This is a genomic window from Murinocardiopsis flavida, from assembly GCF_003014485.1.
Taxonomy (GTDB): domain Bacteria; phylum Actinomycetota; class Actinomycetes; order Streptosporangiales; family Streptosporangiaceae; genus Murinocardiopsis; species Murinocardiopsis flavida.
On sequence record NZ_PYGA01000001.1, the window covers coordinates 21,379 to 47,384 of the forward strand.

Consider the following 26,006-nt stretch of genomic DNA (forward strand, 5'->3'; position numbering starts at 1 on the left):
GTGGCAATCGGGTCCGATCCGGACCGGAATTCGTTCGCCCCCTCACGCGATGTCCGGCGGTCTTCCCCCATGCCGGGGACGCGGCATCGAAAAGGCCAACCGACCCCAAGGACGAATCTTGAGTGAATCGGAACGGTTTCCCCTCTCCGCCTACCAGCAGGACATCTGGGTCGCCCACTGGCTCTCGCCGCGCCTTCCCCACTTCACCCTCGCCGTCCACCAGCGCCTGACCGGCGACGTCGACCCCGCGGCCCTCGCGGCGTGCCTGCGCCGGGCCGCCCGCGGCACCGACGCGTTCCGGCTGCGCTTCGGCGACGCCGACGGCGTGCCCTACCAGTGGGTCTCCCCCGACCCTCCCGAGCCGCGGGTCATCGACCTCTCCGGCGCGGAGTCCCCGCGTGCGGCCTGCGAGCGGCTGCTCGCCGACGCCTTCGACCGCCCGTTCGACCCGGTCGGCGAGCGCCCCGTCGAACTGCTCGTCCTCGTCGAGGGCGCGTCGGCGGTGCATCTGTGCGTGCGGCTGCACCACCTGGTCTCCGACGCCTGGGGCGTGCACCTGTTCCTGGACCGGGTGCGCGCCGACCACGCCGAGCGGCGCGGCGGCGGCCCTGGGGCCGAGAGCACCGGGCCGGCCCACCCGCCGCACTCCTACCTGGACTTCGTCCGCGAATCCGCGGCCTATCCCGGATCGGCGCAGCACGCGGCCGACCGCGCCCACTTCCGCGCCTCGCTCGACGGCGCCGCCCCCGCGCTGTTCCCCCGCACCACCCCCAGCGGCACGCGCACCAGCGCGCGCCACGGGTTCCGGCTCGACCGCGCGCTCATCGAGCGGATCCGCGACCGGGGGCACTCCCCCTACGCCGTCGTCACCGCCGCGTTCGCGCTGTACCTGTCCCGCGTGCACCGCAGCGACGAAGCGGTGATCGGCATCCCCCTGTTCAACCGGCGCACCGCCGCCGAGCGCGGCACCGTCGGCCAGTTCGCCAACACCCTCCCCCTGCGCGTTCGTCTCGAGGGCCGCCCGTCGATGGCCGACCTCGCCGCCCGGATCCAGGACGCCACCAGGGAGCTCCAGGAGCACGAGCGGATCCCCGTCTCGGACGTGCTGCGCGACCTGCCGGCGGGCGCCCCCCGCGACCTGTTCGACGTCACCGTCTCCTATGTGCGGTGGCCCCGCCAGCGGGAGGTCCCCGGCGTGCACGCCGACGGGGGCGGCGGCGGGACCCGGGCGCACGACCGCGACGCGCTGGCCGTCACGGTCAGCGAGTTCGGCGACGACGGCGACGTCGAGGTGGCGTTCGACTACGCCGAGTGCGTGTTCGACGCCGACTTCCCCATCGAGGCGTGCGCCCGGCACATCGCCGCCCTGATCCGGCACTGCGACGCCGACCCGCACCGGCCCGCGGCCGACATCCCCATGCTGTCACCGGCGGAACGCCGCGACCTGCTCGTCCGGCGCAACGCGACCACGGCCCGGTTCCCCTCCGATGCGACCCTGCACGGCCTGTTCGCGGAGCAGGCGGCCCGCACGCCCGACCGGACGGCCGTCGTCGCCGCGGGCGGCGGGGCAGCCCTCGGCTACGCCGAGCTCGACGGCCGGGCCGACGCACTGGCGCACGCCCTCCGCGACGGCGGGGTGCGCCCCGGCGACCACGTCGCCGTGCTGCTCGAACGCGGCCCCGACCTGCTGGTGGCGATCCTGGCCGCGCTCAAGTCCGGCGGCGCCTACCTGCCGATCGACCCCGGCCTGCCCGCCGCGCGCATCGCGTTCCTGCTCCAGGACAGCGGCGCCGCCGCGGTGCTCACCGCCGAGGACGCCGCGGTGCCCGCGGCGGTCTCGGCGGTCTCGGCGGTCTCGGCGGTCTCGGCGGTCTCGGCGGTCTCGGCGGCCCCGGTGTACCGGGTCGGCGCCCCGCGGCCCGGGGGCGGCCCCCTTCCGGCCGCGGCCACCGCCGCCGACCCCGCCTACCTCATCTACACCTCGGGCTCCACCGGGCAGCCCAAGGGCACGGTCGTGGAGCACCGCTCCGCGGTGAACCGGCTGGCGTGGATGCAGCGCCGGTACCCCATCGGCGCCGACGACGTGCTGTTGCAGAAGACCCCGGTGTCGTTCGACGTGTCGGTGTGGGAGCTGTTCTGGTGGCAGCAGGCCGGCGCCCGCCTCGCGCTGCTGCCGCCCGGCGCCGAGAAGGACCCCCGGGCGATCCTCGCCGCCATCGCCGAGCAGCAGGTCACGGTGGTGCACTTCGTGCCGTCGATGTTCGGGCCCTTCCTGGACCTGCTGGCCGACGAGCCCGGCCTGCTCGGCGCCGTCGCCTCGCTGCGCCGCGTGTTCTGTAGCGGCGAGGCGCTGCCCCCCGCGCAGGTCGACCGCTTCAACCGGGTCTTCGCCGGAGCGGGCGAGGGCGCGCCGCGCCTCACCAACCTGTACGGCCCCACCGAGGCCACCGTCGACGTCACCTACTTCGACTGCCCCGCCGACCCCGCCCGCCCGGTGCGGCGGGTGCCGATCGGCCGGCCCATCGACAACACCCGCCTCTACGTCCTCGACCGCGACGGCGCCCCGCAGCCGGTCGGCGCCCCCGGCGAACTGTGCGTCTCCGGCGCCGGTGTGGCCCGCGGCTACCACGGGCGGCCCGACCTGACCCGCGCGAAGTTCACCGCCGACCCGTTCGCCCCGGGCGCGCGGATGTACCGCACCGGCGACCTCGCGCGCTGGCTGGCCGACGGCAATGTCGAGTACCTGGGCCGGCTGGACGACCAGGTGAAGATCCGCGGGAACCGGGTGGAGCTCGGCGAGGTCGAGCACGCCCTCGCCGGCTTGCCGGGCGTGCGCGGCGCGGTCGCCGCGGTCCGGCCGTCCCCCGCCGGAGGGGACCGGCTGGTGGGCTACTACCTGGCGGACGCCGACCTGGATCCGGCCGCCGCCCGCGCCCGGCTCGCCGCGGCCCTCCCGGAGCCCATGGTTCCGGCCCGGTTCGTGCGGCTGGACCGGATCCCGCTCAGCGCCAACGGCAAGGCCGACCGGCGCGCCCTGCCCGACCCCGCCGACGACGCCGCGCCGGGATCGGCCGCACCGCGCACCCGGACCGAGGCGGTGCTGGCGGAGGTGTGGGCCCGGGTCCTGGGCCGGGCGTCGGTGGGCGTGCACGACGACTACTTCGCGCTGGGCGGCGACTCAATTCTCATGCTGCGGATCCGCGGCGAGGCCGCCAAGCGCGGCGTCGGGATCACCCTCGCCGACATGGTGCGCCACACCACCGTGGCCGGCCTCGCCGCGCACGCCTCCGATGCGGAGCCGGAGGCCGACCTCGAACCGTTCGCGCTGGTCGCGGCCGTCGACCGGGCCGCGCTGGCCGGTGCCGAGGACGCCTTCCCCGCTACGAGGACCCAGCTCGGCCTGCTGTTCCACAGCCTGGAGCACGAGCACTCGGCGGTGTACCACGACGTCTTCCGCTACACCGTCGCCACCGCCTGGGACGAGGCCGCGTTCCGCCGGGCGTTCCAACGGGCCGTCGCCCGGCACCCCGCGCTGCGCTCGTCCTTCGCGCTGACCGGGTACGCCGAACCGCTCCAGGTCGTCGCCCGCGACGCGCCCGGCGCGCTGTCGGTTGCCGACCTGCGCGGCACCGCCGACGCCGAGGCGCGGGTCCGCGCGCACATCGAGGAGCGGCGGTTCCACCGGTACGCGCTCGACCGGGCTCCGCTGTTCCACCTGCGGGTGCACGTCCACGCCGGGGAACTCGACCTCGTCGTCGGGTTCCACCACGCGATCCTGGACGGCTGGAGCACGGCCACCCTGGTCAGCGAGTTGCTCCAGGACTATCTGCACGGCATGGGCGGCGACGTCGCCGCGGTCCCCGGCGCCGCGCCGCCCTCGCCCGCGCTGCACGCTGCGGCGGAGCGCCGGGCGCTGCGCTCCGCCGAGTCGCGCCGCTACTGGCGCGACCTGCTCGACGACGCCCCGCTGCTCCGGCTCGACGGTTTCGCCCCGCACGAGCCGCCGGGCGGCGCGGCCTTCCACAGCCGCGACCTCCCGCTGCCCGAGGGGCTCGACGGCGGCATGCGGCGGTTCGCCCAGGAGCACGCGCTGCCGGTCCGGGCGGTGCTGCTCGCCGCCTACTGCGTCACCCTGCGGACGCTCTCCGGGCAGGACGACGTCGTCACCGGCGCGGTCACCCACAGCCGCCCCGAGCAGGTCGGCGCCGACCGCATGGCGGGGCTGTTCCTCAACACCGTCCCGGTGCGGCTCCGGCCGGGGCGGCGGACCTGGCTGGAGACGGCCCGCGACATCGCCGCGCAGGAGCGCCGCTCGCACCCGCACGTCCGCTACCCGCTGGGCGCCGTCCAGGCCGACCGCTCCGGGCGGCCCGTGCTGGAGACCGCCTTCAACTACGTGGACCTGCACGTCCTCGAACCGCTGCTGCGCCTGCCCGGCCTGCGCCTGACCGGCATGCGGGTCTACGAGGAGACCAACTTCGCGCTGCTGCTCAACGTCCAGGCCGACCCCGGTGGGCGGGGCGGCTCGCTGCGGCTCGACTGCGACGGGCGCCGGTTCACCGGGTCCCAGGCCGACCTGATCGCGCGCACCTACGTCCAGGCCCTGCGCCGCCTGGTCGAGCGCCCCGGCGAGGAGGCGCGGCTGCCGGCCGCCCGTCCGGTCGACGTGCGGGCGCCGCGCCCGGCCGCCGAGGCGCCGCCCGACATCGTCCGCCGCTTCGCCGATGTCGCCGGGCAGCGGCCCGACGCTCCCGCCGTCGCGTTCGGCGCGCGGCTCTGGAGCTACCGCGATCTCGACCGCGCCGCCGACGCGGTGGCGCGGCGGCTGCTCGCGTCCTGCTGCGCGCCCGGCGACCGGATCGGCATCGCCATGGAGCGCTCGCCCGAGATGATCGCCGCCGTGCTCGGCATCGCCAGGGCCGGGGCCGCATCGGTCCCGCTCGACGTCTCCTACCCCGCGGCGCGGCTGGCCGCAATGATCGACCAGGCCCGGCCGCTGCGCGTGATCGCGCACGAGAAGCACGCCGGGCTGGTCCCCGACCCCTCGATGGTGCTGCCCATCGAGTCGGTCCTGTGCGCCGCCGCCCCGCACGAAGGCGGCACCGACGGGTGCCCGTGCGGCGCGGGTCCGGCCGAGGCGGCACCCCTGCCGCAGATCGACCCCGAGAGCACCGCCTACATCCTGTTCACCTCGGGCTCCACCGGGCAGCCCAAGGGCGTCGAGATGCCCCACCGGGCCTTCGCCAACCTGGTCGACTGGCAGCTCGCGGCGCCGAGCGGGGCGCCCGGCGCGACGACCCTCCAGTTCGCGCCGCTGAGCTTCGACGTCTCCTACCAGGAGATCGCCACCACGCTGTGCGGCGGCGGCCGCCTGCAACTCGTGTCGGACGAGCAGCGGCGCGACCCCGCCGCCCTGCTGCGGCTGATCGACTCCGCCGGCGTCGAGCGGCTGTTCATGCCCTACGTCGCCCTCCAGCAGCTCGCCGAGGCAGCCGCCGAACTGGGCATCCGCCCCGGCGCCCTCCGGGTGGTCGTCTCGGCGGGCGAGCAGCTCCGGGTCACCGAAGAGATCCGCCGCCTGTGCGACACCCCCGGTGCGGTGCTGGAGAACCAGTACGGGCCCACGGAGACGCACGTGGCCACCTGCCACACGATGACCGGCGACCCCGCCGGGTTCCCGGCGCTGCCGCCCATCGGCAGGGCGCTGCCCAACGTCGGCGCCGCGGTCCTCGACCCCGACATGCGGCCGGTGCCCGCGGGCGCGCCGGGCGAGCTGTACCTGAGCGGCGCCCATCTCGCCCACGGGTACCGCGGCCGCCCGGACCTCACCGCGCGGCACTTCGTCGTCCATGAGGGGGTGCGCTACTACCGCACCGGCGACAGCGCCCGGGTCCTGCCCGGCGGCGACCTCGTCTACCTCGGCCGGTCGGACGACCAGGTGAAGGTGCGCGGCTTCCGCGTCGAACCGCTGGAGGTCGAGTCGGCCATCACCGCGCTCGCGGCGTCGCGCTCCGGGATCCGCGCCGTTGCGGTGGTCGCCCGCCGCCGCGACGACCTCGACTCCTACCTCGCCGCGTTCCTCGTCGGCGACCCCGACTCCGCCGACCTGGGCGACCTCCGTGCGCACCTCGCCGACACGCTGCCCGAGCACATGCTGCCGTCGCGCTACCAGTGGCTGCCCGAGCTGCCCCTGACCCCCAGCGGCAAGCGGGACGACGCCGCTCTGCGCAGCGCGCCCCTGGACGCCGAGGCGCCGGGCGAGAGCACCCCGCCGCGCAACGAGCAGGAGCGGGTGCTGGCGGGGATCGTCGCCGAACTGCTGCACCTGCCGTCGGTGGGGGTGCACGACCACTTCTTCGCGCTCGGCGGCACCTCGATCACTGCCATGCGGCTGATCGTCGCCCTGGAGAAGAGGTTCGGCACGGCGGTGCCGCTCCGGGCCTTCGCGGCGGCGCCCACGGTCGCCGAACTCGCGCGGTCCCTGGCGGAGGGTGCCGCACCGGCGGCGTTCGACCCGCTCGTGCCGCTCCGCACGGCGGGCGGCCGCCGGCCGCTGTTCCTGGTCCACCCGCTGGGCGGCAACGTCCTGTGCTACCTGCCGCTCACCGCGCACCTGCCGGCCGACCGGCCCGTCTACGCCCTCCAGGCGCCGGGGGCCGAGCCCGGCACCGAACCCGTGGACACCATGGCCGGGCTGGCGGAACTCTACGTGCGGTCGATCCGGCGGGTGCAGCCGCACGGGCCCTACCTCATCGGCGGCTGGTCGTTCGGCGGGCACGTCGCCTACCAGATGGCGCTGCTGCTGCGCCGCTCCGGCGAGGACGCCGCGCCGGTGCTGCTCGACACGATCACCCCGCGGTGGCACGACGAGCCCGCCGACTCCGCCGCCGCCCCCTCCGAGCGCTCCCTGCTGGAGTGGTTCTTCTGGGAGCTGATCTGGTCCGACCGGGGCGGCGACACCGCCGTCCCCGGCATCCCCGCCGACCTGGCGACCGTGCGGGAGCAGCTGGCTTTCATCGCCGAGCAGGCGGCGGGGAGCGGCCTGCTGCCGCCCGACGCGACGGGCGCGACCATCCGCCGGCTGTTCGGCGTGTACAAGGCGCACTGGAACGCCCTGGTCGGCTACCGCCCCGAGGTCTCCGGCCTGGACGTCACCCTGGTCAAGGCGGCGGAGCGGCTGCCCGAGGCCCTGAAGCCGATGCACGGCGGGCGGACCCTCTACCGCGACCCCACCAACGGCTGGTCGCGGGCGACCACGGGGCGGGTCGACGTCGTCGCCGTCCCCGGCGACCACCTCACCATGGTCGCCGAGCCGCACGTGCGGGCCGTCGCCGCGGCGATCGCCGCGGCGGCCGCGCGGTCCGAGGAGGCGGAAGGGGCGGCGGGACCGGAGGGGGCGTCAGAGACGCGCTCCTGACCCGGCCGCGCACGGCGCGGGGGCCCGGGCATGCGGTGGTCCCGCTCGCGCGGTGCGGGCGGGACGTGCACGGCGCGGAGAACCTAGTGGGCGCGGACCAGCTTCGCGTTCAACCGCTCGGCCTTGGGCCAGCGGACCTGGTAGGCCCAGCCCAGCTTCTCGAAGGCCCAGATGACGCGGGCGGAGATGTCGATCTGGCCCTTGAGGACGCCGTGGCGCGCGCAGGTGGGGTCGGCGTGGTGCAGGTTGTGCCACGACTCGCCGAAGGAGGGGATGGCGAGCCACCACACGTTCCGGGAGCGGTCGCGGACCTCGAAGTTCTCCTCGCCGATGGTGTGGCAGATCGAGTTCACCGACCAGGTCACGTGCTGCTGGAACGCCAGCCGCACCAGGCCGCCCCAGAAGAACGCCGTGAGCGCACCCCACCAGGACATGGTGACCAGCCCGCCGATGACCGCCGGGGCGAACAGGGAGAACATGAAGATCGGCAGCGCCAGCCGGTCGACCGCCACGATGTCGCGGTCCTTCAACAGGTCCGGCGTGAAGCGGCGCAGCGAGGTGGTGCGCTTGTCCAGGTACAGCCAGCCCATGTGGGCGTAGTAGAGGCCCTTGGCGACCGAGCGCCAGTCGTCGCCGAAGCGCCACGGCGAATGGGGGTCGCCGTCGGCGTCGGCGTACTTGTGGTGGCGGCGGTGGTCGGCGACCCACTTGATGATGCTGCCCTCGAAGGCCAGCGTCCCGGCCACCGCCAGAGCGATGCGCAGCGGGCGCTTGGCCTTGAAGGACCCGTGGGTGAAGTAGCGGTGGAAGCCCACCGTGATGCCCAGCCCGCCGATCAGGTAGAACACCAGGCCGATGGCGAGGTCCAGCCAGGTCAGCGCCCACCCCCACGCGAAGGGCACCGCCACGGCCAGCGCCACCAGCGGGATGAGCACGTACCCGAAGACCGTGGCCCGCTCCTTGAAGCTGCGGGGCTCGGGATCGAGGTCGTTCTCCAGGCCGCCCCCCGAGTGAGGCCGCTCCTCGTTCGCCGCGTGACCCGCGGAATCCGTCAACGCCATCGTCCACCCCAGGGGAAATCGCCGGGCCGTTACCTACGCCATCGTAACCTACGAAACCGTAAGTTTCACTGCCTCGGTGCCACATCGCAGCGCGGGCGGCGGTTCACTCGGCGCGGGCGATGGCGATGGTCGCCGTGAGGCGGCCGCCCGCCTCGTAGAACATGTACTCGGTGCCGCCGTCGGAGCCGTAGGAGGGCGCCGCCGACCTGCCGGAGTCCGGTGCCCCCGGCATCGGCCGGTGCACCACGCCCAGGTGCCTGCGCAGCCCGAAGTCCGTGCCCACCTCGGTGAGCCGGATGTCGCCCTTGTCGGTGTGGTAGGCGACGTAGGTGCTGCCGCCGCGTTCGATGACGTGCGGGCCCGACAGGTTGGTCAGCCCCACGTCGGCGTGGTGGACGAGCGGGTCCGGATCGAAGTCGAAGGTGATGCCGTCGGCCGACCAGCCCCAGCCGATCGAGCGGTTGTCGCCGGTGCTGTTGCGCATGAACACCATGACGTAGCGCGCGCCGCGCTCGGGCAGGGGGTGCTCGAAGACCCGCGCGTAGGAGGCCTCCGTTGTGCCGGGCACCATCGCGGTGGTCAGGACGGCGCCCTCGTAGGAGAAGTCGATCCCGTTGCGGGAGCGCGCCAGCCGGGTCGTGGAGTTCTCGCCGTGGAAGTACAGCCACATCTCGCGGTGCTCGGCGTTCCACAGCACGTGGGGCGATGACACGTGGCTGACGGAGTAGTGCGGGGCCCAGTCGTTGGCGACGATCGGGTTGCCCGGGTGCTCGGTGAACCGCCGGTCGAGCCGGTCCGCGTAGGCCAGGCAGATGCCGCCGGGTTCCTCGTGCGGGGCGTAGTAGAGGAGAAAGCGCCCGGGGGCGTCCGGCAGCCGGCCGGCCGTTCCGCGGATGCAGGGGAAGATCAGCTCTCCGGTGGGGTTGTACACCAGCGACGAGGTGTCCAGCGCCTCGCGCAGGAACGTGTACTCCGGCAGCACGGCGGCGGCTTGGGGGGCCGCGGCGCCCGCGGGTGCGGCCGCGGCCGCACCCGCGGGGAGGAGGGCCGCCGCGGCGGCGGTCCCCGCGCCGAGCAGGGCCGTTCGGCGGTCGATGCCGCTCGGGGATGCGGGTGTCGGGCGGTCCGGGCGAGCGTCGTCCGTGCCGGGCATGACGGGTCCCTTCCGGAGCGGGAGACGGGGTGTGAGGCCGCTCCGAGTTTCCGTAGTTTCATCTGCGCCGAAGCGTCGGTCAAGGGTTTAATTCGTATTAATAAGCAATTCCGCCATTATCCGGAAATCCGCCGGACATCTCTTGACAACTTTGCCGCTTCGGCTCAATCTCGTTGACTAATGCGCATTAGAACCGTCCTGAGGAGTAGATAGGTGGCAGACGCCAGAGCGCCCGGAAACCGGCGCAGGCCGCGGCAGTCCGACATCGCGCGGTCCGCCGGCGTGTCCCAGGCGACCGTCTCCCTGGTCCTGCGGGGCGCGCCGACCGGCATGTCGCTGGCCCCCGCGACCCGGCAGCGGGTCATCGCGGCGGCCGAGGAGCTCGGCTACGTCCCCGACCCCGTCGCCACCCGGCTGGCCGCCGCCACCAACGCCATGCTCGGGCTGTACACCTTCAGCGCGACCTTCCCCACCGACGTGGCGCACTCCTATTACCCGATCCTGGTCGGGGTCGAGGAGGAGGCCGCGGCCCAGGGGCAGGACCTCATCCTGTTCACCGGGTCGGCGCGCGCCGCCGCGCGGGCCGACGACCCGGCGGCGGTGCGGCGCGTGCGCGTCGCCGACGGCTGCCTGTTCTTCGGCCGGCACGTCCCCGCCGAACCGGTCCGCCGCCTTGTCGAGGACGGTTTCCCGTTCGTCTACATCGGCCGGCGTGACGAGGCCGGCGTCCCCTATGTCGGCGCCGACTACGTCTCCGCGTCGGCCGACGTCGTGGCCCGACTCGCCGCCGCCGGGCACCGGAAGGTGCGCTACCTGCGCGAACACGACCAGGCCCTGGCGTCGGTCGACCGCGAGGACGGTGTGCTGCGCGGCGCCCGCGACGCCGGGCTCGACACGCTCGTCGTGCGCACCGACGGCAGCGACCTTGACGCACTCCTTCGGGAGTGGCTCGACGCGGGGGTCACCGCCGTCGTCGTCGAGCAGACCGACACCGGCGCCGCGCTGGCCGGGCTCGGCGCCGCCATCGACCGGGCCGGCCTGCGCTGCCCCGGCGATTTGTCCTTGGCGCTGCTCGGCGCGCCCACCGGGACCCGGGGCAGCGCGCCCGGCGGCGGCGCCGCCTTCAGCGGGTTCGACGTGCCCATGCGCGCGATGGGCCGCGGCGCGGTCCGGCTGCTCCTGCGGCTCATAGCGGGCGACCTGGAGGGACCCAGCCGGCGCCTGCTGCCCTGCGAACCGGTGGAGGGCGGCACGATCGGCCCTCCCCGGCCACCGAACCGCACTACCGGAAGGGCCTGAGATGACGGAGACCGGCACGGAGATCCTCGTCGTCGGAGGCGGGCTGGGCGGAGTCGCGGCGGCGCTGGCCGCAGCCGACTCCGGCCGGCGCGTCGTCCTGACCGAGGAGACCGACTGGGTCGGCGGGCAGCTCACCTCCCAGGCGGTGCCCCCGGACGAGAACCCGTGGATCGAGCAGTTCGGCTGCACCGCGTCCTACCGCCGGCTGCGCGAGGGCATCCGCGCGTACTACCGGCGCTCCTACCCGCTGCGCGGGGAGGCCGCCGCCTCCCGCACCCTCAACCCGGGGGCCGGCCGCGTCAGCAAGCTCTGCCACGAGCCCCGCGCGGCCCTCGCCGTCCTGGCCGAGATGCTCGCCCCGCACCGCTCGGCCGGCCGCATCACCCTGCTGGAGCGGCACCGGCCCGTTGCGGCCCACACCGACGGCGACCGCGTCGCCGCCGTCGTCCTTGCAGACGCCGACGGGCGGCGGCACACGGTGACGGCCGACTACGTGCTGGACGCCACGGAGAACGGGGACCTGCTGCCGCTCGCCGGTGTCGCGCACACCACCGGCGCCGAGGCCCGGTCCGAGCACGGCGAGCCGCACGCGCCAGAGCAGGCCGACCCCGCCAACCTGCAAGGCATCACCTACTGCTTCGCGATGTCGCACCACGAGGGCGCCGACCACACCATCGACCGCCCGCGCATGTACGACTTCTGGCGCTCCTACCGCCCCGATTTCTGGCCGGGCCCGCTGCTGGGCTTCTCGGCGCCCGACCCCCGCACGCTCGAAGCGGTCCCCCGGCGGTTCGTCCCCAACCCCGACACCGACCCCCTCGCCGTCGACGCCGACCAGAGCGCCGACGCCGGCGACAAGGAGCTCTGGGGCTTCCGGCGCATCCTCGCCCGGCGCCTGCACCGCCCGGGGGCCTTCGACTCCGACGTCGTCCTCGCGAACTGGCCGCTCAACGACTACTGGCTCAAACCGGCCCTGGAGATCGACGGGCTGGTCGACGCCGAAGGCGTCCGCCAGGCCCATGAGGAGGCGCGCCAGCTCTCCCTCTCGGTGCTGTACTGGCTCCAGACCGAGGCGCCGCGCGCCGATGGCGGGACCGGCTTCCCCGGGCTCCGGCCGCGCCCCGACATCACCGGGGGCGAGGGCGGCCTCGCCAAGGCCGCCTACGTCCGCGAGTCGCGCCGCATCAGGGCGGTCACCACCGTCACCGAGCACGACGTGTCCATGGAGCTCCTCGGCCCCCATGGGATCGTGCGGCGGCACGACTCCGTCGGCATCGGCAGCTACCGCATCGACCTGCACCCCTCGACGGGCGGCGACAACTACATCGACATCGCCAGCGTGCCGTTCGAGATCCCCTTGGGCGCGCTGCTGCCCGCGCGGGAGACCAACCTGCTGCCCGCGGCGAAGAACATCGGCACCACCCACATCACCAACGGCTGCTTCCGCCTGCACCCGGTCGAGTGGAACATCGGCGAGGCCGCGGGGCGGCTCGCCGCGTTCGCCCTGGACCACGGCACGTCACCGCACGCCGTCCGCGAGAAGGACGAACTACTGGAGCGCTTCACCGCGCTCCTCGACCGCACCGGCGTCGAGCGCCACTGGCCCGACGTGCGCGGCTACTGACGAGCGCGATCTCCCCACCCCCAGAGAAGGGGCAATGATGCGAGAACCCACCCGGCCCGACCCCGTGCGCATCGGCATCGACGTCGGCGGCACCTTCACCGACGCCGTCGCCGTGAGCGCCGCCGACTACTCCGTCCTCGGGCAGGTCAAGGTGCCCACCAGCCACGACCACGCCGACGGGGTCGCGCACGGCATCATGACCGCGCTGGACCGACTGCTCGACGGCATCGGCGTCAGCGCCGACGACGTCGCGTTCCTCGCGCACGGCACCACGCAGGCCACCAACGCCCTCCTCGAAGGGGACGTCGCGACCATCGGCATCGTGGGGGTCGGCAGCGGGTTCGACGCGTTCGCCACCGGCCGGCTGCGTTCGCTGGGCCGGCTCCGGCTCGACTCGGGGCACCCCCTCCCCGTCCGCTATGCCGCGCTGCGCGACCCCGAGGACGCGGCCGCCGCGCTCAGCGGCGTCGACGCGGTGATCGCCGACGGCGCCGAGGTCATCGTCGCGGTCGAACCCTTCAGCGTGGACGACCCCCGGGGCGAGACCGCCGTGCTCGACGCCGCTGCGCTCCGGTCGGTCCCCGCCACCGCCACCCACGAGATCACGCAGCTCTACGGCCTGGCCAAGCGCGCCCGCACGGCGGCGCTCAACGCCGGCGTCATGCCCCGCATGCTGCAAACGGCCGACCTCGTCGAACAGAGCATCCGCAAGGCCGGTGTGAGCGCCCCGCTGATGGTGATGCGCTGCGACGGCGGCGTCATGACGCTGCCGGAGATGCGCCACCGCCCGCTGCTGACCGTGCTCTCCGGCCCCGCCGCGGGAGTGGCGGGCGCGCTGATGGGCGAGAAGGTCAGCGAGGGCGTCTTCCTGGAGACCGGGGGGACCTCGACCGACATCAGCGTCATCCGGCGCGGCCGCGTGCAGATCCGCCACGCGGCGCTGGGCGGCAAGGAGACCTACCTGTCGGCGCTGGACGTGCGCACGGTCGGCATCGGCGGGGGCTCGCTGCTGCGGCTCGGCGGCGGCGCCGGGGACGGGCAGGCGGCCATCACCGGTGTCGGCCCGCGCAGCGCGCACATCGCGGGCCTGCCCTACGCCTGCTTCGCCGACCCGGCCGACCTGGCGGGCGCCCGCCTGGTCCGCGTCAGCCCGCAGGCGGCCGACCCGTCGGACTACGCCGTCCTCGACACCGGGGACCGGCGCTTCGCCCTCACCGTCACCTGCGCCGCCAACGCAGCGGGCGTCGTCCCCGAGGGCGACTACGCGCGCTCCGATCCCGACACCGCCCGGATCGCCCTGGAGCCGCTCGCGCGGGCGCTGGGCGTCGGTGTCCCCGAGGCCGCCCGCGCCGTCCTGGGCCGGGCCGCCGACCGGGTCGGCGCCGTCGTCGACGAGCTCATCGACGACTACGGGCTCGACCGCGACGTGTGCTCCCTCGTCGGGGGCGGCGGCGGGGCCGCCACCGTCACCCCCTACCTGGGTGAGCGCATGGGGCTGGACGCGCGCATCGCCGCGCACAGCGAGGTGATCAGCCCGCTCGGCGTCGCCCTCGCGCTGGTCCGCGAGTCCGTCGAGCGGATCGTCCCCGGCGCCACGCACGCCGACGTGCTCGCCGTGCGCGCCGAGGCCGAACAGGCCGTGCTCCGGCAGGGGGCCGACCCCGCGGGGGTGGAGGTGGACGTCACGGTCGACCCCCAGCGCAACCTCGTCACCGCCGTCGCCACGGGCGCCACCGGGCTGCGCGCCAAGGACCGCGCCGCAGCGGCCGACGAGTCCGCCGTCCGCGGCGCGGCGGCGGCCAGCCTCGGCGCCGACCCCGGCGCGCTCACCGAGTACGCCGCCAACGGCTGGTACCGGGTCCTGGGCCTGGCGCGGCGGCACGGCGGCCGGTTCGGCCGGTTCGCGCGCGAGCGCACCCACGTGCGCGTGGTCGACGCCGAGGGCGTCGTGCGCCTGCACAGCGCCGACGCGCAGGTGGACGTCCTGCCCGCGGCCGAGGCCGAGGGCCGCCTCAGGGACCTCGTCGCCGAGCGCACCGCCTACGGCGACGGCGGCGCCGTTCCCCCCGCCGTGTGGCTGCTGCTCGGCCCCAAGATCGCGGACCTGTCGGGCGTCCTCGACCCCGGGCACCTCCTCGCGCTCGCCTCGACCGAGATCGGCGGCCGCCCGCCGGACGAGGGCGTGGTCGTCCTCATGGAGACGCGGCGATGACCGGCGCGCCGGCCCTCGCACCCGGGGAGAACCGGCCCGGGGCGGCGCTCGAAGCGGACTACGCCCGCATCGGGCGCACCGGCGACGCGGACCTCGCCGCCGACCTGCTCGCCGGCACCCCCTCGCACGAGGAGCGGGACCGGGGGCTGCTGCTCGAATGGGCCGCCGTCGCGCTGGAGTTCGGCGGGGAGATGGCCGCCGCTGCGGCGGGCCCCGCGCCGCGGGAGGCGGCGGGGGTCCACGACGCCGCCACCGGCGGGGTGCGCCCCGGCGAGATCCTGCTCGCCGAGTACGTGCACCGGGCCGCGGGCTCCCGCGTCGTCGTCTACTCCGACGCGGTCGACTACGCGCACCGGGTCGCCACGGCCGCGGGGTGGGGTGCGGAGTGCCCGCGCGGCGCGGTGCGCCGGGCCGCGCTGGCCCATGAGGAGGCCCACCGCATGCTGCACACCGGACGCGGCAGAGAGCTGCGCCGCCGGCTCGACCACACGGCTCTGCGCATCGGCCCCCTGCGCCTGCGCGGGCACGTGGTCGGCGCCGACGAGATCGCCGCGCACGCCTACGCGCGCGGGCGGGGCGCCATGCGCCGCAGTCCGCTCGCGCTCACCGCGGCGATCGCCGCGACCCTTGCCCACCAGAGCCCGGACCATCAGGGACCGGACCAGCGAACACGCTCCGGAGACCGCCTGTGACCGCCCTGGGAATCCTGCTCGCCATGGCGGTGGGCGTCGGCCTCATGCTGACCCGCCGCCTGCCCACCGCATTCGCCCTCGTCCTGCTGTCGGTCGCCATCGCGCTGATCGCGGGCGCCCCGCTCACCGGCGACGACGGCAGCGTCGTCGGGACGGTCATCGAGGAGGGCGCGCCGCGCCTGGCCGCGACCATGATCGCCATCCTGCTCGGCTGCTGGCTGGGCACGCTCATGTCCGAGGCGGGGATCGCCTCGACGCTGGTCCGCAAGATCGTGGAGTTCGGCGGCGAGCGGCCCTCCGTTGTGGCGGTCGGCGTCTTCCTCGTCGCCATCCTCTGCGGCAGCATCACCGGGTCGGCGCCCGCCGCGATGCTCGCCGGGGTCGTCGGCATCCCCGCGATGATCGCCGTCGGCGTCACCCCCACCGTCGCCGCCGGAACGGTCCTGGTGGGGATCGCCGCCGGCCTGCCGCTGGAGCTGATCAACTGGCAGTTCCTCTCCGACGCCATCGGTGTGCCGGTGGCCACCGTCCAGCACTTCCAGCTCCGCATGTTCCCCATCGCCCTGGTCGGCGGCCTGGCCTACATCCTGATCGAGATGCGGCGGAAGGGCACGCGGCACACCTGGGCCGTGCGCGTCCCCGCCGCGGCGGGCGGCGGCGGGCGCCCCGGCGGCCGCCGCGAGCGCGCCGCGGAGCGCCGGCGTCGCCGCGGCGACGCCCCCTGGTACGCGCTGGTCACGCCGCTCGTCCCGATCGTGCTTGCGCTGGGCCTGGAGATCCCCATCGTGCCCGCGCTGCTCGCCGGGGTCGTCTTCGCCCTGGTCACGGCCGTGCCCTGGCGGGACATGACGGCCACGGCCCTGCGCACGCTCTACCGGTCGTTCGACGTCGCGGCGCCGCCCATCGTCCTGTTCATCGCGATCGGCATGCTGCTGGCGGCCGTGAACCTGCCGGGCGCCGTGGCGGCGCTCAGCCCCGTCGTCACCGCGATCAGCCCGAGCAACCCGGTCCTGTTCGTGCTGCTCTTCGCCCTCCTGGTCCCGCTGAGCCTCTACCGCGGGCCGATGAACATCTTCGGCCTCGGCGCGGGTGTGGCGGGCGTGCTCATCTCCGGCGGCATCTACCCGGCCCCGGCCGTGCTCGGCCTCATGGCGTCCTACGGGCAGGTCCTGGGCGTGTCCGACCCCACCAGTACGCAGACCGTGTGGAGCGCGCAGTACGCCGGGGTGCGCCCGGAGCGTTCGATGCTGTCGACCATCCCCTACACGTGGGCGATCGCCATCGCCGGGCTCGTCCTCACCGTCGTCCTCTACCTGCTGTGAGCGGGTGCGACGGCACGGCCGGCCGTCCCGCGGCCGCACGTGGGTCGCTGGCGGCGGCCGGTGCGGCCCGCGGGCGGCGGGCCCGAGGCCGGCCCGTGGCCCATGTCACAGCGGCAAGGCGTTGAGTGTGCCGTGACGGCACAGCGTCTCATCGTTCACAGCACGCACGTGAACGAGAGGAACACCATGGCACTGCCCGACCTGATCCCTGTAGAGGACTTCTTCGGCCCGCCCGAGCGCGCCGCGGCGCGGATCTCCCCGGACGGCACCCGGATCGCCTACCTGGCGCCGTGGCGGAACCGGCTCAACGTCTGGGTCCAGGACCTCGACGGCGGCGCCGAGCCACGGTGCGTGACCGCCGACGAGACCCGCAGCGTGACGACCCACCAGTGGGGCGACGACCCCCGCTGGCTACTCTACACCCAGGACAGCGGCGGCGACGAGAACTGGCACCTGTACCGGGTCGACCTGGACGACCCGGGGTCCGCTGCGGTCGACCTCACCCCGTTCCCCGGGGCCAGGGTGCTGGGCTTCGAGCCGTCCCCCGGCCGGCCCGGCCGGATGACGCTGCTGCTCAACGCCAGGACGCCCGCGGAGTTCGACCTGCACGAGGTCGACGTCGCCACCGGTGAGCTCACGCTGCTGGCCGCGTGCACCGGCCCCGGGCAGGGGCTGTTCCGGGCCGGTGCCGACGGCCTGTTCTCCTCCTCGCTGACCGCAGAGGGCGACATGGAGATATCGCGCGTGGACCCCGCGACGGGCGCGCTGCACCGCGTCCTGGTGTGGGACGGCGCCGACTACCCGCTGGGGGTCTACCCGAGGCAGGTCACACCGGAGGGGACCGGCATGTGGGTCGGCTCCTACGGGGACGGCGACCGCACCCGGCTGGTGCGGGTCGACCTGGACACGGGCGAGGAGACCGAGGTCGACAGCCACCCGGAGTACGACATCGACGTCCGCGGCCTTGTCTTCCCCGCCCTTCCCCAGGCGCTGATCCAGGACCGGCAGGGCGCGCTGCTGGGCGTGCGCTACCGCGGCGAACGCCAGGTGATCCACGCACTGGACCCGCGGTTCGCCGAGGTCCTGGCCGCCCTCGAAAAGCTGTCGGACGGCGACCTGGACGCGGTGTCGTGCGACGACAGCGGCAATCGGTGGGTCGTCTCCTTCGCCCACGACCGCGATCCTGGCGTGAACTGGTTCTACGACCACGCCACCGGCGAGTCGCGGCTGCTGTTCCGGCCCTACCCGCACCTCGACCCGGCCGCGATGGCACCCATGCTGCCCGTCAGCATCACCGCGCGCGACGGCCTCCGGCTGCCGTCCTACCTGACCCTGCCCGCCGGGGTTGAGCCCGCCGGGCTGCCGCTGGTGCTGGTGGTCCACGGCGGCCCCTGGACCCGCGACTGCTGGGGCTTCAACAAGGGCGCGCAGCTGCTGGCAAACCGGGGCTACGCGGTGCTCCAGGTGAACTTCCGCGGCTCGACCGGGTTCGGCAAGGCGCACACGCAGGCCGGTGTCGGCGAGCTCGCCGGTGCCATGCACGACGACCTGATCGACGCGGTCGACTGGGCGGTGGCCCAGGGCTACGCCGACCCCGACCGGGTCGGGATCTTCGGCGGCTCCTACGGCGGATACGCCGCGCTCGTCGGGGCCGCGTTCACCCCGGACCGCTTCGCCGCGGCGATCGACGTCGTCGGCATCTCCAACCTGGCGAACTTCATGCGCACCCAGCCGGATTTCGCACGCCCCGGCCTGGTCAACAACTGGTACCGCTACGTCGGCGACCCCGCCGACCCGGCGCAGGAGGCCGACATGCTGGCCCGCTCGCCCATCAGCCGGATCGACGACATCCGCACGCCGCTGCTGGTCGTCCAGGGCGCCAACGACGTCCGCGTCGTCCAGGCCGAGTCCGACCAGATCGTCGGGTCCCTGCGCGACCGCGGCGTCGAGGTCGAGTACACCGTGTTCCCCGACGAAGGCCACGACTTCGTGAACCCGGAGAACCAGATCGCGTTGTACAGCTCTGTCGCGCGCTTCCTCGCCGCGCACCTGGGCGGCCGTGATGACCACCGCTGAACGCGGCCGGCGGCTCCGTCGGGCACCCGCCTCGCCTGAGGGGCCCGTGGCCGGGCCCTTCGGGCGTCGGGCGGCGGGGCGCGCGGGCGGGCCGCACCGCCGGGGCCCGCGGTGAGCGCCAGACTCGGGGGCTTCGGGGGCGGGGACGGCGGCGGGGACGGCGGCGGGGACGGCGCGCGGCTGCGCCCGTTGCGGCGCCGCGAAGTGCTCCACCGCGCGCTCTACACCGTCGAGCACCCGGGCCCGGGCGGCGCCCGGGTCAGCTACACGGCGGAGGTCGACGCCGCCAGGGACGACGGGCGCGCCGTGCTGTACGCCGACGGAGCGCGGCGCGCGACGGCCGACATGCCGGCCGCGTTCCCCGTCGATGGCGGCGTCATCGAGGTCGACGTGTCCCTCTACGGGGTGCGCCGCGTCCACCTGGTCCTCGACGGCGGCGGGGAACGGCGCCTCGACCCGGTGCCCGGTACCCTGGAGCACCGGCGCGCCCGGCTGGAGCGCCGCAACCCGAAGCTGAGCCGGGCCATCGCGTGGCTGGCCATCGGGATCCTGGCGGCCAACCTCGTCCTGGCCGTCCCGCAGGCGGTCGAGATGTTCACCGCGATCCCGAAGGTCGCCGCCTCGATCGGCACCTTCACCTCGCCGATCGCCCTGCCGATGTGGCTCAACGTCACCCTGGTCCTCGGCGGCGCCCTGGCCGGCGTGGAGCGGGTGCTCACACTGCGGAACAACCGGGTGCTCGACTTCGAGACCATCTGGACGAGCCTGTGACCCCGGCCGCCCGGGCGGCAGCTTGAGGCGGCACGGCCAGGCGGCGGTCCGCGCGGGGCCGCGGACGGGTCCTTGACTGTGCCGTGGCGGCATGGTTTCCAATGGCATCTCGAAGGCACGAGGCCACCGGCCGATCCGAGGAGGGGAACATGGGCTGGAGTACCCGCCAGTTGGCCGATCTGGCCGGCACGAGTCTGCGGACGGTGCGGCATTACCACGACGTGGGCCTGCTGGCCGAGCCGGCGCGGCGCGCCAACGGCTACAAGAACTACGGGGTGGAGCACCTGGTGCGCGTGATGCGCATCCAGCGCCTGTCGGGCCTCGGGTTCTCCCTGCCCCAGATCGCGGAGATGGGCGAGGCCGACGAATACCCCGAACAGGAACTGCGCACACTGGACGCCGAGCTGGGCGAGACCATCAAGCGCCTTCAGCGGGTGCGTGCGGAGCTGGCGCTGGTGATGCGCAGGGCCAGCCCGACCGAGCTGCCCCCCGAGATGGCGCTCGCCGTCGCCGACGCCGACATGTCGACGGCCGACCGCTCGCTGATGGTGGTCTGGAGCCGGCTGACCGGGCCGGAGGCGCTGGCGTCCTTCACCAAGGCGATCCAGAACCACGAGGCCGGCCCGGCCGACAGGGAGTTCGAGGAGCTGCCGGCCGACGCCGACGAGCAGACCCGCCGCGAACTCGCCGACCGCCTGCTCCCCACCGCCCGGGGGTTCTTCGAGTCCAACCCGGAGCTGCACGACCCCGTGGCCATGGCGCCGAAGGGCCCGCGCAAGGCGGCCCAGACTCTCAACGCGGCCATGGAGGACCTGTACAACCCGGCCCAGCGCGACGTCCTGGCCCGCGTCGGACGGATGCTGAAAGCCGATACCGATCCGCAGGCGGATCGCTGACCGGCGGCGGTCCGACCGATCTCCCGCGCTGGGTACGAGGGGGCAGCGCGGGCCGGGCCCAGTGGTGCCGCCGTCCCGGGCCGCGGCCGCCCGAGGCACCACTGGGACACCCCCGGAGGGCGCGGAACCGCACGGCGGCCCTGACCGGCGGCCCCGGCCGGCGGCCGCGCCCCCGGGCGACCCGGGTAGGCGGAGCGGGTCAGCGTTTTCGGCTGTAGGCGGCGACCGCCAATGGGCAGAACACGGCCAGGATCGCCGCGGACCAGATGAGGGTCTGGGCGATGGAGTCGCCGGCCGGGGTGCCGGTGAGCAAGGCGCGCGAGGCGTCCATGGCGTGGCTGACGGGGTTGTTCCCCGCCCAGGCCTGGAGCCAGCCGGGGAGGGTCCCGACGGGGGCGGCGAGGCTGGACCCGAGCATCAGCGGGATGAAGGCGATGAACGCGAAGCCCATCACCGCGTTCTCGTCCTTCACGAGGACGCCGAGGAACACCGTGACCCAGCTCAGGCAGAACCCGAATCCGAGTACCAGCGCGACCGCCGCCACCGCGGCGGCCGCGTCGGTCTGGACGCGGAAGCCCATGAGGAAGCCGATGCCGAACAGCAGGCCGATGGCGACGACGTAGCGGACCGTGTCGGCGAGGATCGAGCCGAGCAGCGGCGCCGACCGGCCGATCGGCAGGCTGCGGAACCGGTCGAAGACGCCCTTCTTGATGTCGATGTTGATGCTCAGTCCGCTGGAGAGCATTCCGGACAGCCCCGCTCCCATGACGACGATGCCGGGGAAGAGGTAATCCAGGTATTCGCCGGTCGACCCGGCGACGGAGCCGCCGAACAGGTAGACGAACAGCATGAGGAAGATCGCGGGGGTGAGGACCCCGTTGACGAGCGCGCCGGGGTTGCGGGCCGACTTGGCGAGGCTGCGCCCGGCGAGGATGAGGCTGTGCCGGAGCAGGCCGGCGGGACGGCGGCGCACGGCGTCGGGTGGCCCGATGGTGGTGATGGCGGTCATGCCCGGCTCCCCGCGGTCTCGATGTCCGATGCCCCGGACCGGTCGGCGCGGGGGGTGCCCGTCAGTGCGTGGAACACCTCGTCCAGGCTGGGCAGGCGCAGGGAGAACTCGGCCAGGGCGATCCCCTGCTCCTCGAAGCGGCGCGCCGCGTCGAAGACGGCGCGGTCGCCGTCGACGGGCACGACCAGTCCGTGCCGGCCGGGCCGTTCGACGGCGTGGCCCGCGACGGCCGCGAGGATCCGGGCGGCGTCCTCGACCCGCTCCGGGTCCTTGGGGCGGGCGGCGATGGCCTGCCCGCCGACGATCTGCTTCAGCTCCGGCGGGGTGCCGTGGGCGATGACGCGCCCGTTGTCGATCACCGCGATGTCGTCGGCGAGCGCGTCGGCCTCCTCCAGGTATTGCGTCGTCAGCAGGACGCTCGCCCCGTCGGCGGTCAGCTCGCGGATGATCCGCCACAGGTCCTCGCGCTTGCCGGGGTCGAGGCCCACGGAGGGCTCGTCGAGGAAGACGACGCGGGGCCGGCCCACGAGGCTGGCGGCGAGGTCGAGCCGGCGGCGCATGCCGCCCGAGTAGGCGGCCACGGGCCGGCGCGCGGCGTCGTCGAGCCCGAACCGGCCGAGGAGTTCCGCCGCGCGCCGGACGGCGTCGGGCTTGCGCAGGTCGAGCAGGCGGCCGATGAGGACGAGGTTGCCCAGCCCGGTCAGCTCCTCGTCCAGGGTGGCGTATTGCCCGGTCAGCCCGATGAGCCGCCGCACCCGGGCCGCATCGCGGACGACGTCGAGGCCGCCGACGCGCGCCGTGCCCCCGTCGAACCCGGTGAGGGTCGCCAGGATCCTGATCGCCGTTGTCTTGCCCGCACCGTTCGGTCCCAGCACGCCGAGCACCGTCCCGGGGCGGGCGTGCAGGTCGACTCCTGCCAGTGCCGTGGTCCTGCCGAACTTCTTGACCAGGCTCTCGGCCTGGAACGCGTAGTCAGCCATACGCCCATGTCCTCCCGAAGCAACGGCCGCCCCTCCGGTCTTGAGGGCCGACGATTCAGATGTCATCATCATCTGGATTTTGAAGGTATCCTAGTTGTGTCCCGAACGGAAGGAGCGGTGATGGTCCGACTGACGCGGGCCCAGCAGCAGGCGCGAACGCGCGCATCGGTGCTGGCTGCGGCGAGGCAGGAGTTCATCGAGCAGGGCTACGCGCTGGCCAAGATCGACCGGATCGCCGAGCGCGCCGAGATGACCCGGGGGGCGGTGTACTCGAACTTCCCCGGCAAGCAGGCGCTGTACCTGGCGGTGCTGGTGGAGATGGTCGAGCAGACCGGCACGGCCGGGCCCGTCGAACCGCCCCGCTCCCTGGGCGGCGCGCTCGGCGCGTTCGCCCGCGCGTGGCTGGAGCGGCTGCCCCTGGTGGACGACACCGCATCGGGGGGCCGCCTGCAACTGCGCTCACTGGTGGGCGTCGTCGACGACGAACGGGGACGCGCCGCGCTGGCGGAGATCGCCCGGCTGGAGGCGCTGCTGCTCGCCATGGCACTGGAGACCTGCGAGCCCGAGGGCGCCGCGCCGCGGCGGGTGCGGCTGGCCGAACTGGTGCTGACCCTGCTGGGCGGTTCGGGCCTGCTGGCCGAGATGGCGCCGGGCTTCGGCGACCCCTTCGACCGGGCCCGCGCCTGCGAACACCTGGCAGGGCTCGACCTCGCCGACACCTGGGCGCCGCCGCACCTGCCCTACGTCGGGCCCGCCCACCCGTGCCGGGACCCCTGGGCCCCGCCGACCGGGCCGGCGGACCTCATCACCGGCGACCCCGTCGACCTCGGCGCCGACGGCACGGTGACGGTGCTGGGCGCGCAGCGCCTCGCAGCGGCGGAGGAGGCCGTCCGCTCCGCCCGGCCCGGCGACCAGGTCACCGTGGCCGTCGCCACCGGCGGCCCCGCCGAGACCGGGGACCTCGTGCGGCTCCGGGTCCGCGACCTCACCGCCTGCCTGCGCCGCGTCTTCCCGCCCGGCGCCTGGGGGAACGTGCGGCTGGTCGTCGACGACGGCGCCGTCGCCGCGGCCGCCATCGGCGTCCCCGGCGCCGACGGCGAGACAGAGGCCGCCGTGCGCGTCCAGAGCGGCACGATCGTCGCCCGCGCCAGCGGGCGGGGCGCCGCCCACGCGGCAGCGGCGGCGACCGCCGGGCACGGCGCGCCGCCGCGGCGGAGCGCGCCATGATCCGGGCCGAACCTCCCCAGGCAGGCCGCGACCTGCTGGTGCTCCATGCGCTGCGGTGCGGCGGGCACGCCGGCACCGCCCGGGTGGCCGCCGCAACGGGCCTGCCCGAACCGGCTGTCGAGTCCGAGCTGATCGACCTCGGGGCCGCCGGCCTCGTCACGTACGCGGCCGGCCCGTTCGCCGCGTGGGGGCTGACGGACGCCGGCCGCGCCGCCGACGCCGAACGCATCACCGCCGACCTGGAATCGGCCGGCGCGCGCCCGGCCGTGGCGGCGGCGTACGAGCGCTTCGCCACGCTCAACCCCGAACTCCTCGATCTCTGCACGGCCTGGCAGCTGCGGTCCGTCGACGGGGCCGGGACCGTCAACGACCACAGCGACCCGTCCTACGACACCCGGGTCCTCGGCCGGTTCACCGACTTCGACCGGCGGGCCGCCGCCGTCTGCGCCGAACTGTCCGCGGCGCAGCCCCGGTTCGGCCGGTACCGGGTCCGCCTGGCCGATGCCCTCGACCGCGCCGCGTCGGGCGAGCTGGCGTACGTGGCCGACGGCACCGCGTCCTACCACGCCGTGTGGGCCGAGCTGCACGAAGACCTGCTCGCGACGCTCGGGATCCCCCGATGAGGTGGATCCGCCCGCTCTCGGCCCAGGTCGCGGAGACGGCGGAGACGCTGGGCGGCAAGGCGCACGGCCTGGTCGTCCTGCACCGCCTCGGGCTGCCCGTGCCCGCCGGGTTCGTCATCACCACCGACGCGTGCCGCGCGTACCTGCGGGAAGGGCGGCTCCCCGCCGGGCTGGCCGAGGAGCTCGCTGCGGCCATGGGCGGCCTGGAGGCCGCGACGGGGCGCGAGTTCGGCGGAGTGCGGGCGCCGTTGGCGGTGTCGGTCCGCTCCGGGGCGAGCGTCTCGATGCCCGGCATGATGAGCACCATCCTCAACCTCGGCCTCACGGCCGACGCGGCGGCCGGGTTGGCGGCCGAGACCGGCGACGCGCGGTTCGCGTCGGACGCGCGGCTGCGGTTCCTGTCGAGCCTCGCGTCCGCGATCACGGACACCGACGTCGGCGGCGGCGATGGCGATGACGCCACGGCCGCCGGGCCCGGCGGAGCCGCCGCGCGATCGGCCGAGGACGAAGGGGCACGCCGCGCCGATGCGATCGAGGCGGTCCAGGGGCTCGTCCGGCGGCTCTCCGGCGCGCCGGTCCCCGACACCGCCGCCCGGCAGCTGGACCTGGCGGTCGAGACCGTCTTCTCGTCGTGGGACACGCCGCGCGCTCGGACCTACCGCGAACTGCACGGCATCCCGCCCGACCTCGGCACGGCGGTGATCGTGCAGGCCATGGTGTTCGGCAACCGCGACGACCGCAGCGGCACCGGAGTCGCCTTCAGCCGCGACCCCAACACCGGGGAGAACGTCCCCTTCGGCGACGTCCTGTTCGCGCGCCAGGGCGACGACGTCGTATCGGGCCGGTCGCCGGCCCGGCCCCTGCGCGAACTCGCCGACAGGGAACCCGCCGTGTGGGCCGCCCTGGTCGACGCGCTGAACCGCGTCGAGGGGCACTACCGCGACGCGTGCTACGTCGAGTTCACCTTCGAGGGCGGCGAGCTGTGGTTCTTGCAGGTCCGGCCCTCCCGGTTCACCGGGGCCGCCGCCGTCCGCGCCGCGACCGACCTCGCCGACGAAGGCGCGGTCACCCGGCACGAGGCGCTGCTCAGGGTCGCACCGCAGCAGCTCCGGCACGTCCGGACGCCCCGCATCGCGGCATCGGCGGACGCCGACATCCTGGGCCGGGGCGTGGGGGCCTGCCCCGGTGTCGCGGCCGGCAGGATCGCCACAACGACCGACGCGGCGCTGCGCATGGCGGCCGACGGCCCGGTCGTCCTCGTGCGGCCGGAGACCTCCCCGCACGACATGCGCGGCCTGGCCGCCGCGGCGGGGATCGTCACCGCGCGCGGCGGACCGGCCAGCCACGCCGCGGTCGTCGCACGGGCGATGGGCAAGCCCGCGGTGGTCGGCACCACCGGACTTGACGTCGCCGCCGCCTCGGTGCGGTTCGGCGGGCGCACCATCAGCGAGGGCACCCTCGTCACCATCGACGGGATCAGCGGCGAGGTCGCACTCGGCAGCCCCCGGATCGCCACCGACACGGCAGGCGCCCACCTCCGCCGGCTGCTCGAATGGGCGGACGACGCGGCGGGCGACCACTCCGAACGCGACGACGCCCAACGCCTCACCGCAGCCCACGCCGCGCTCCGCCAGGGCTAGAACG

General features: G+C 74.8%; 16 protein-coding genes. 12 read left to right on the forward strand and 4 right to left on the reverse strand.

From position 1 onward, the window contains the following. Nucleotides 1–118 precede the first annotated feature (118 nt). Nucleotides 119–7,417, forward strand: coding sequence for an amino acid adenylation domain-containing protein (locus tag CLV63_RS00075; protein WP_211301075.1), 7,299 nt, complete (start codon nt 119–121; stop codon nt 7,415–7,417). 83 nt (nt 7,418–7,500) lie between these two features. Here CLV63_RS00075 and CLV63_RS00080 read toward each other — a convergent pair whose 3' ends face one another. After that, nucleotides 7,501–8,478 carry an acyl-CoA desaturase gene (locus CLV63_RS00080; protein ID WP_106580759.1) on the reverse strand — a complete coding sequence of 326 codons (978 nt, stop codon included), beginning with the start codon at nt 8,476–8,478 and terminating at the stop codon, nt 7,501–7,503. Between the two features lie 103 nt (nt 8,479–8,581). After that, nucleotides 8,582–9,631, reverse strand: coding sequence for a hypothetical protein (locus tag CLV63_RS00085; protein WP_106580760.1), 1,050 nt, complete (start codon nt 9,629–9,631; stop codon nt 8,582–8,584). A 213-nt stretch (nt 9,632–9,844) separates the two neighbouring features. Between CLV63_RS00085 and CLV63_RS00090 the strand changes: the two genes are divergently transcribed. The 8 genes from CLV63_RS00090 (at nt 9,845) to CLV63_RS00125 (ending at nt 20,523) form a co-directional block, all read left to right on the forward strand. Beyond that, entirely contained in the window at nt 9,845–10,930 is a 1,086-nt protein-coding gene (locus tag CLV63_RS00090; RefSeq protein WP_106580761.1) for a LacI family DNA-binding transcriptional regulator, read from the forward strand. A gap of 1 nt (nt 10,931) precedes the next feature. Beyond that, nucleotides 10,932–12,554, forward strand: a complete 1,623-nt coding sequence (locus CLV63_RS00095; RefSeq protein WP_106580762.1) for an FAD-dependent oxidoreductase — start codon at nt 10,932–10,934, stop codon at nt 12,552–12,554. A gap of 34 nt (nt 12,555–12,588) precedes the next feature. After that, nucleotides 12,589–14,766: a hydantoinase/oxoprolinase family protein gene (locus CLV63_RS00100; RefSeq protein ID WP_245928478.1), complete on the forward strand. Its 2,178-nt coding sequence runs from the start codon at nt 12,589–12,591 to the stop codon at nt 14,764–14,766. Then, the gene (locus CLV63_RS00105; RefSeq protein ID WP_211301076.1) at nt 14,763–15,458 is read left to right on the forward strand and encodes a hypothetical protein; all 696 of its coding nucleotides are present in this window, start codon (nt 14,763–14,765) and stop codon (nt 15,456–15,458) included. The genes CLV63_RS00100 and CLV63_RS00105 overlap by 4 nt, the downstream gene beginning before the upstream one ends. Next, nucleotides 15,455–16,780, forward strand: a complete 1,326-nt coding sequence (locus CLV63_RS00110) for a transporter (protein WP_106580763.1) — start codon at nt 15,455–15,457, stop codon at nt 16,778–16,780. Before CLV63_RS00105 ends, CLV63_RS00110 begins: the two co-directional genes overlap by 4 nt. Nucleotides 16,781–16,966: 186 nt before the next feature. Beyond that, nucleotides 16,967–18,856, forward strand: coding sequence for a S9 family peptidase (locus tag CLV63_RS00115; protein ID WP_106580764.1), 1,890 nt, complete (start codon nt 16,967–16,969; stop codon nt 18,854–18,856). A gap of 111 nt (nt 18,857–18,967) precedes the next feature. Beyond that, nucleotides 18,968–19,627 carry a hypothetical protein gene (locus tag CLV63_RS00120; RefSeq protein ID WP_106580765.1) on the forward strand — a complete coding sequence of 220 codons (660 nt, stop codon included), beginning with the start codon at nt 18,968–18,970 and terminating at the stop codon, nt 19,625–19,627. A gap of 149 nt (nt 19,628–19,776) precedes the next feature. Beyond that, nucleotides 19,777–20,523, forward strand: a complete 747-nt coding sequence (locus CLV63_RS00125) for a MerR family transcriptional regulator (protein WP_106580766.1) — start codon at nt 19,777–19,779, stop codon at nt 20,521–20,523. Between the two features lie 199 nt (nt 20,524–20,722). Here the strand turns inward: CLV63_RS00125 and CLV63_RS00130 are convergent, their stop codons facing one another. Both CLV63_RS00130 and CLV63_RS00135 read right to left on the reverse strand, forming a co-directional pair. After that, on the reverse strand, nt 20,723–21,532 hold the full coding sequence (locus CLV63_RS00130; protein WP_106580767.1) for an ABC transporter permease: 810 nt from the start codon (nt 21,530–21,532) through the stop codon (nt 20,723–20,725). Further along, nucleotides 21,529–22,512 (reverse strand): ATP-binding cassette domain-containing protein, encoded by a 984-nt coding sequence (locus tag CLV63_RS00135; protein WP_106580768.1) that lies wholly within the window; start codon nt 22,510–22,512, stop codon nt 21,529–21,531. Before CLV63_RS00135 ends, CLV63_RS00130 begins: the two co-directional genes overlap by 4 nt. 120 nt (nt 22,513–22,632) lie before the next feature. Here CLV63_RS00135 and CLV63_RS00140 point away from each other — a divergent pair, with 120 nt between their 5' ends. The 3 genes from CLV63_RS00140 to CLV63_RS00150 are packed head-to-tail and all read left to right on the forward strand — an operon-like array spanning nt 22,633 to nt 26,002. Next, nucleotides 22,633–23,739: a TetR/AcrR family transcriptional regulator gene (locus CLV63_RS00140; RefSeq protein WP_106580769.1), complete on the forward strand. Its 1,107-nt coding sequence runs from the start codon at nt 22,633–22,635 to the stop codon at nt 23,737–23,739. Further along, a complete protein-coding gene (locus tag CLV63_RS00145) occupies nt 23,736–24,362 on the forward strand; it encodes a transcriptional regulator (RefSeq protein ID WP_106580770.1) in 627 nt (208 codons plus the stop codon). The genes CLV63_RS00140 and CLV63_RS00145 overlap by 4 nt, the downstream gene beginning before the upstream one ends. Next, on the forward strand, nt 24,359–26,002 hold the full coding sequence (locus tag CLV63_RS00150) for a pyruvate, phosphate dikinase (protein ID WP_106580771.1): 1,644 nt from the start codon (nt 24,359–24,361) through the stop codon (nt 26,000–26,002). Before CLV63_RS00145 ends, CLV63_RS00150 begins: the two co-directional genes overlap by 4 nt. Nucleotides 26,003–26,006 lie beyond the last annotated feature (4 nt).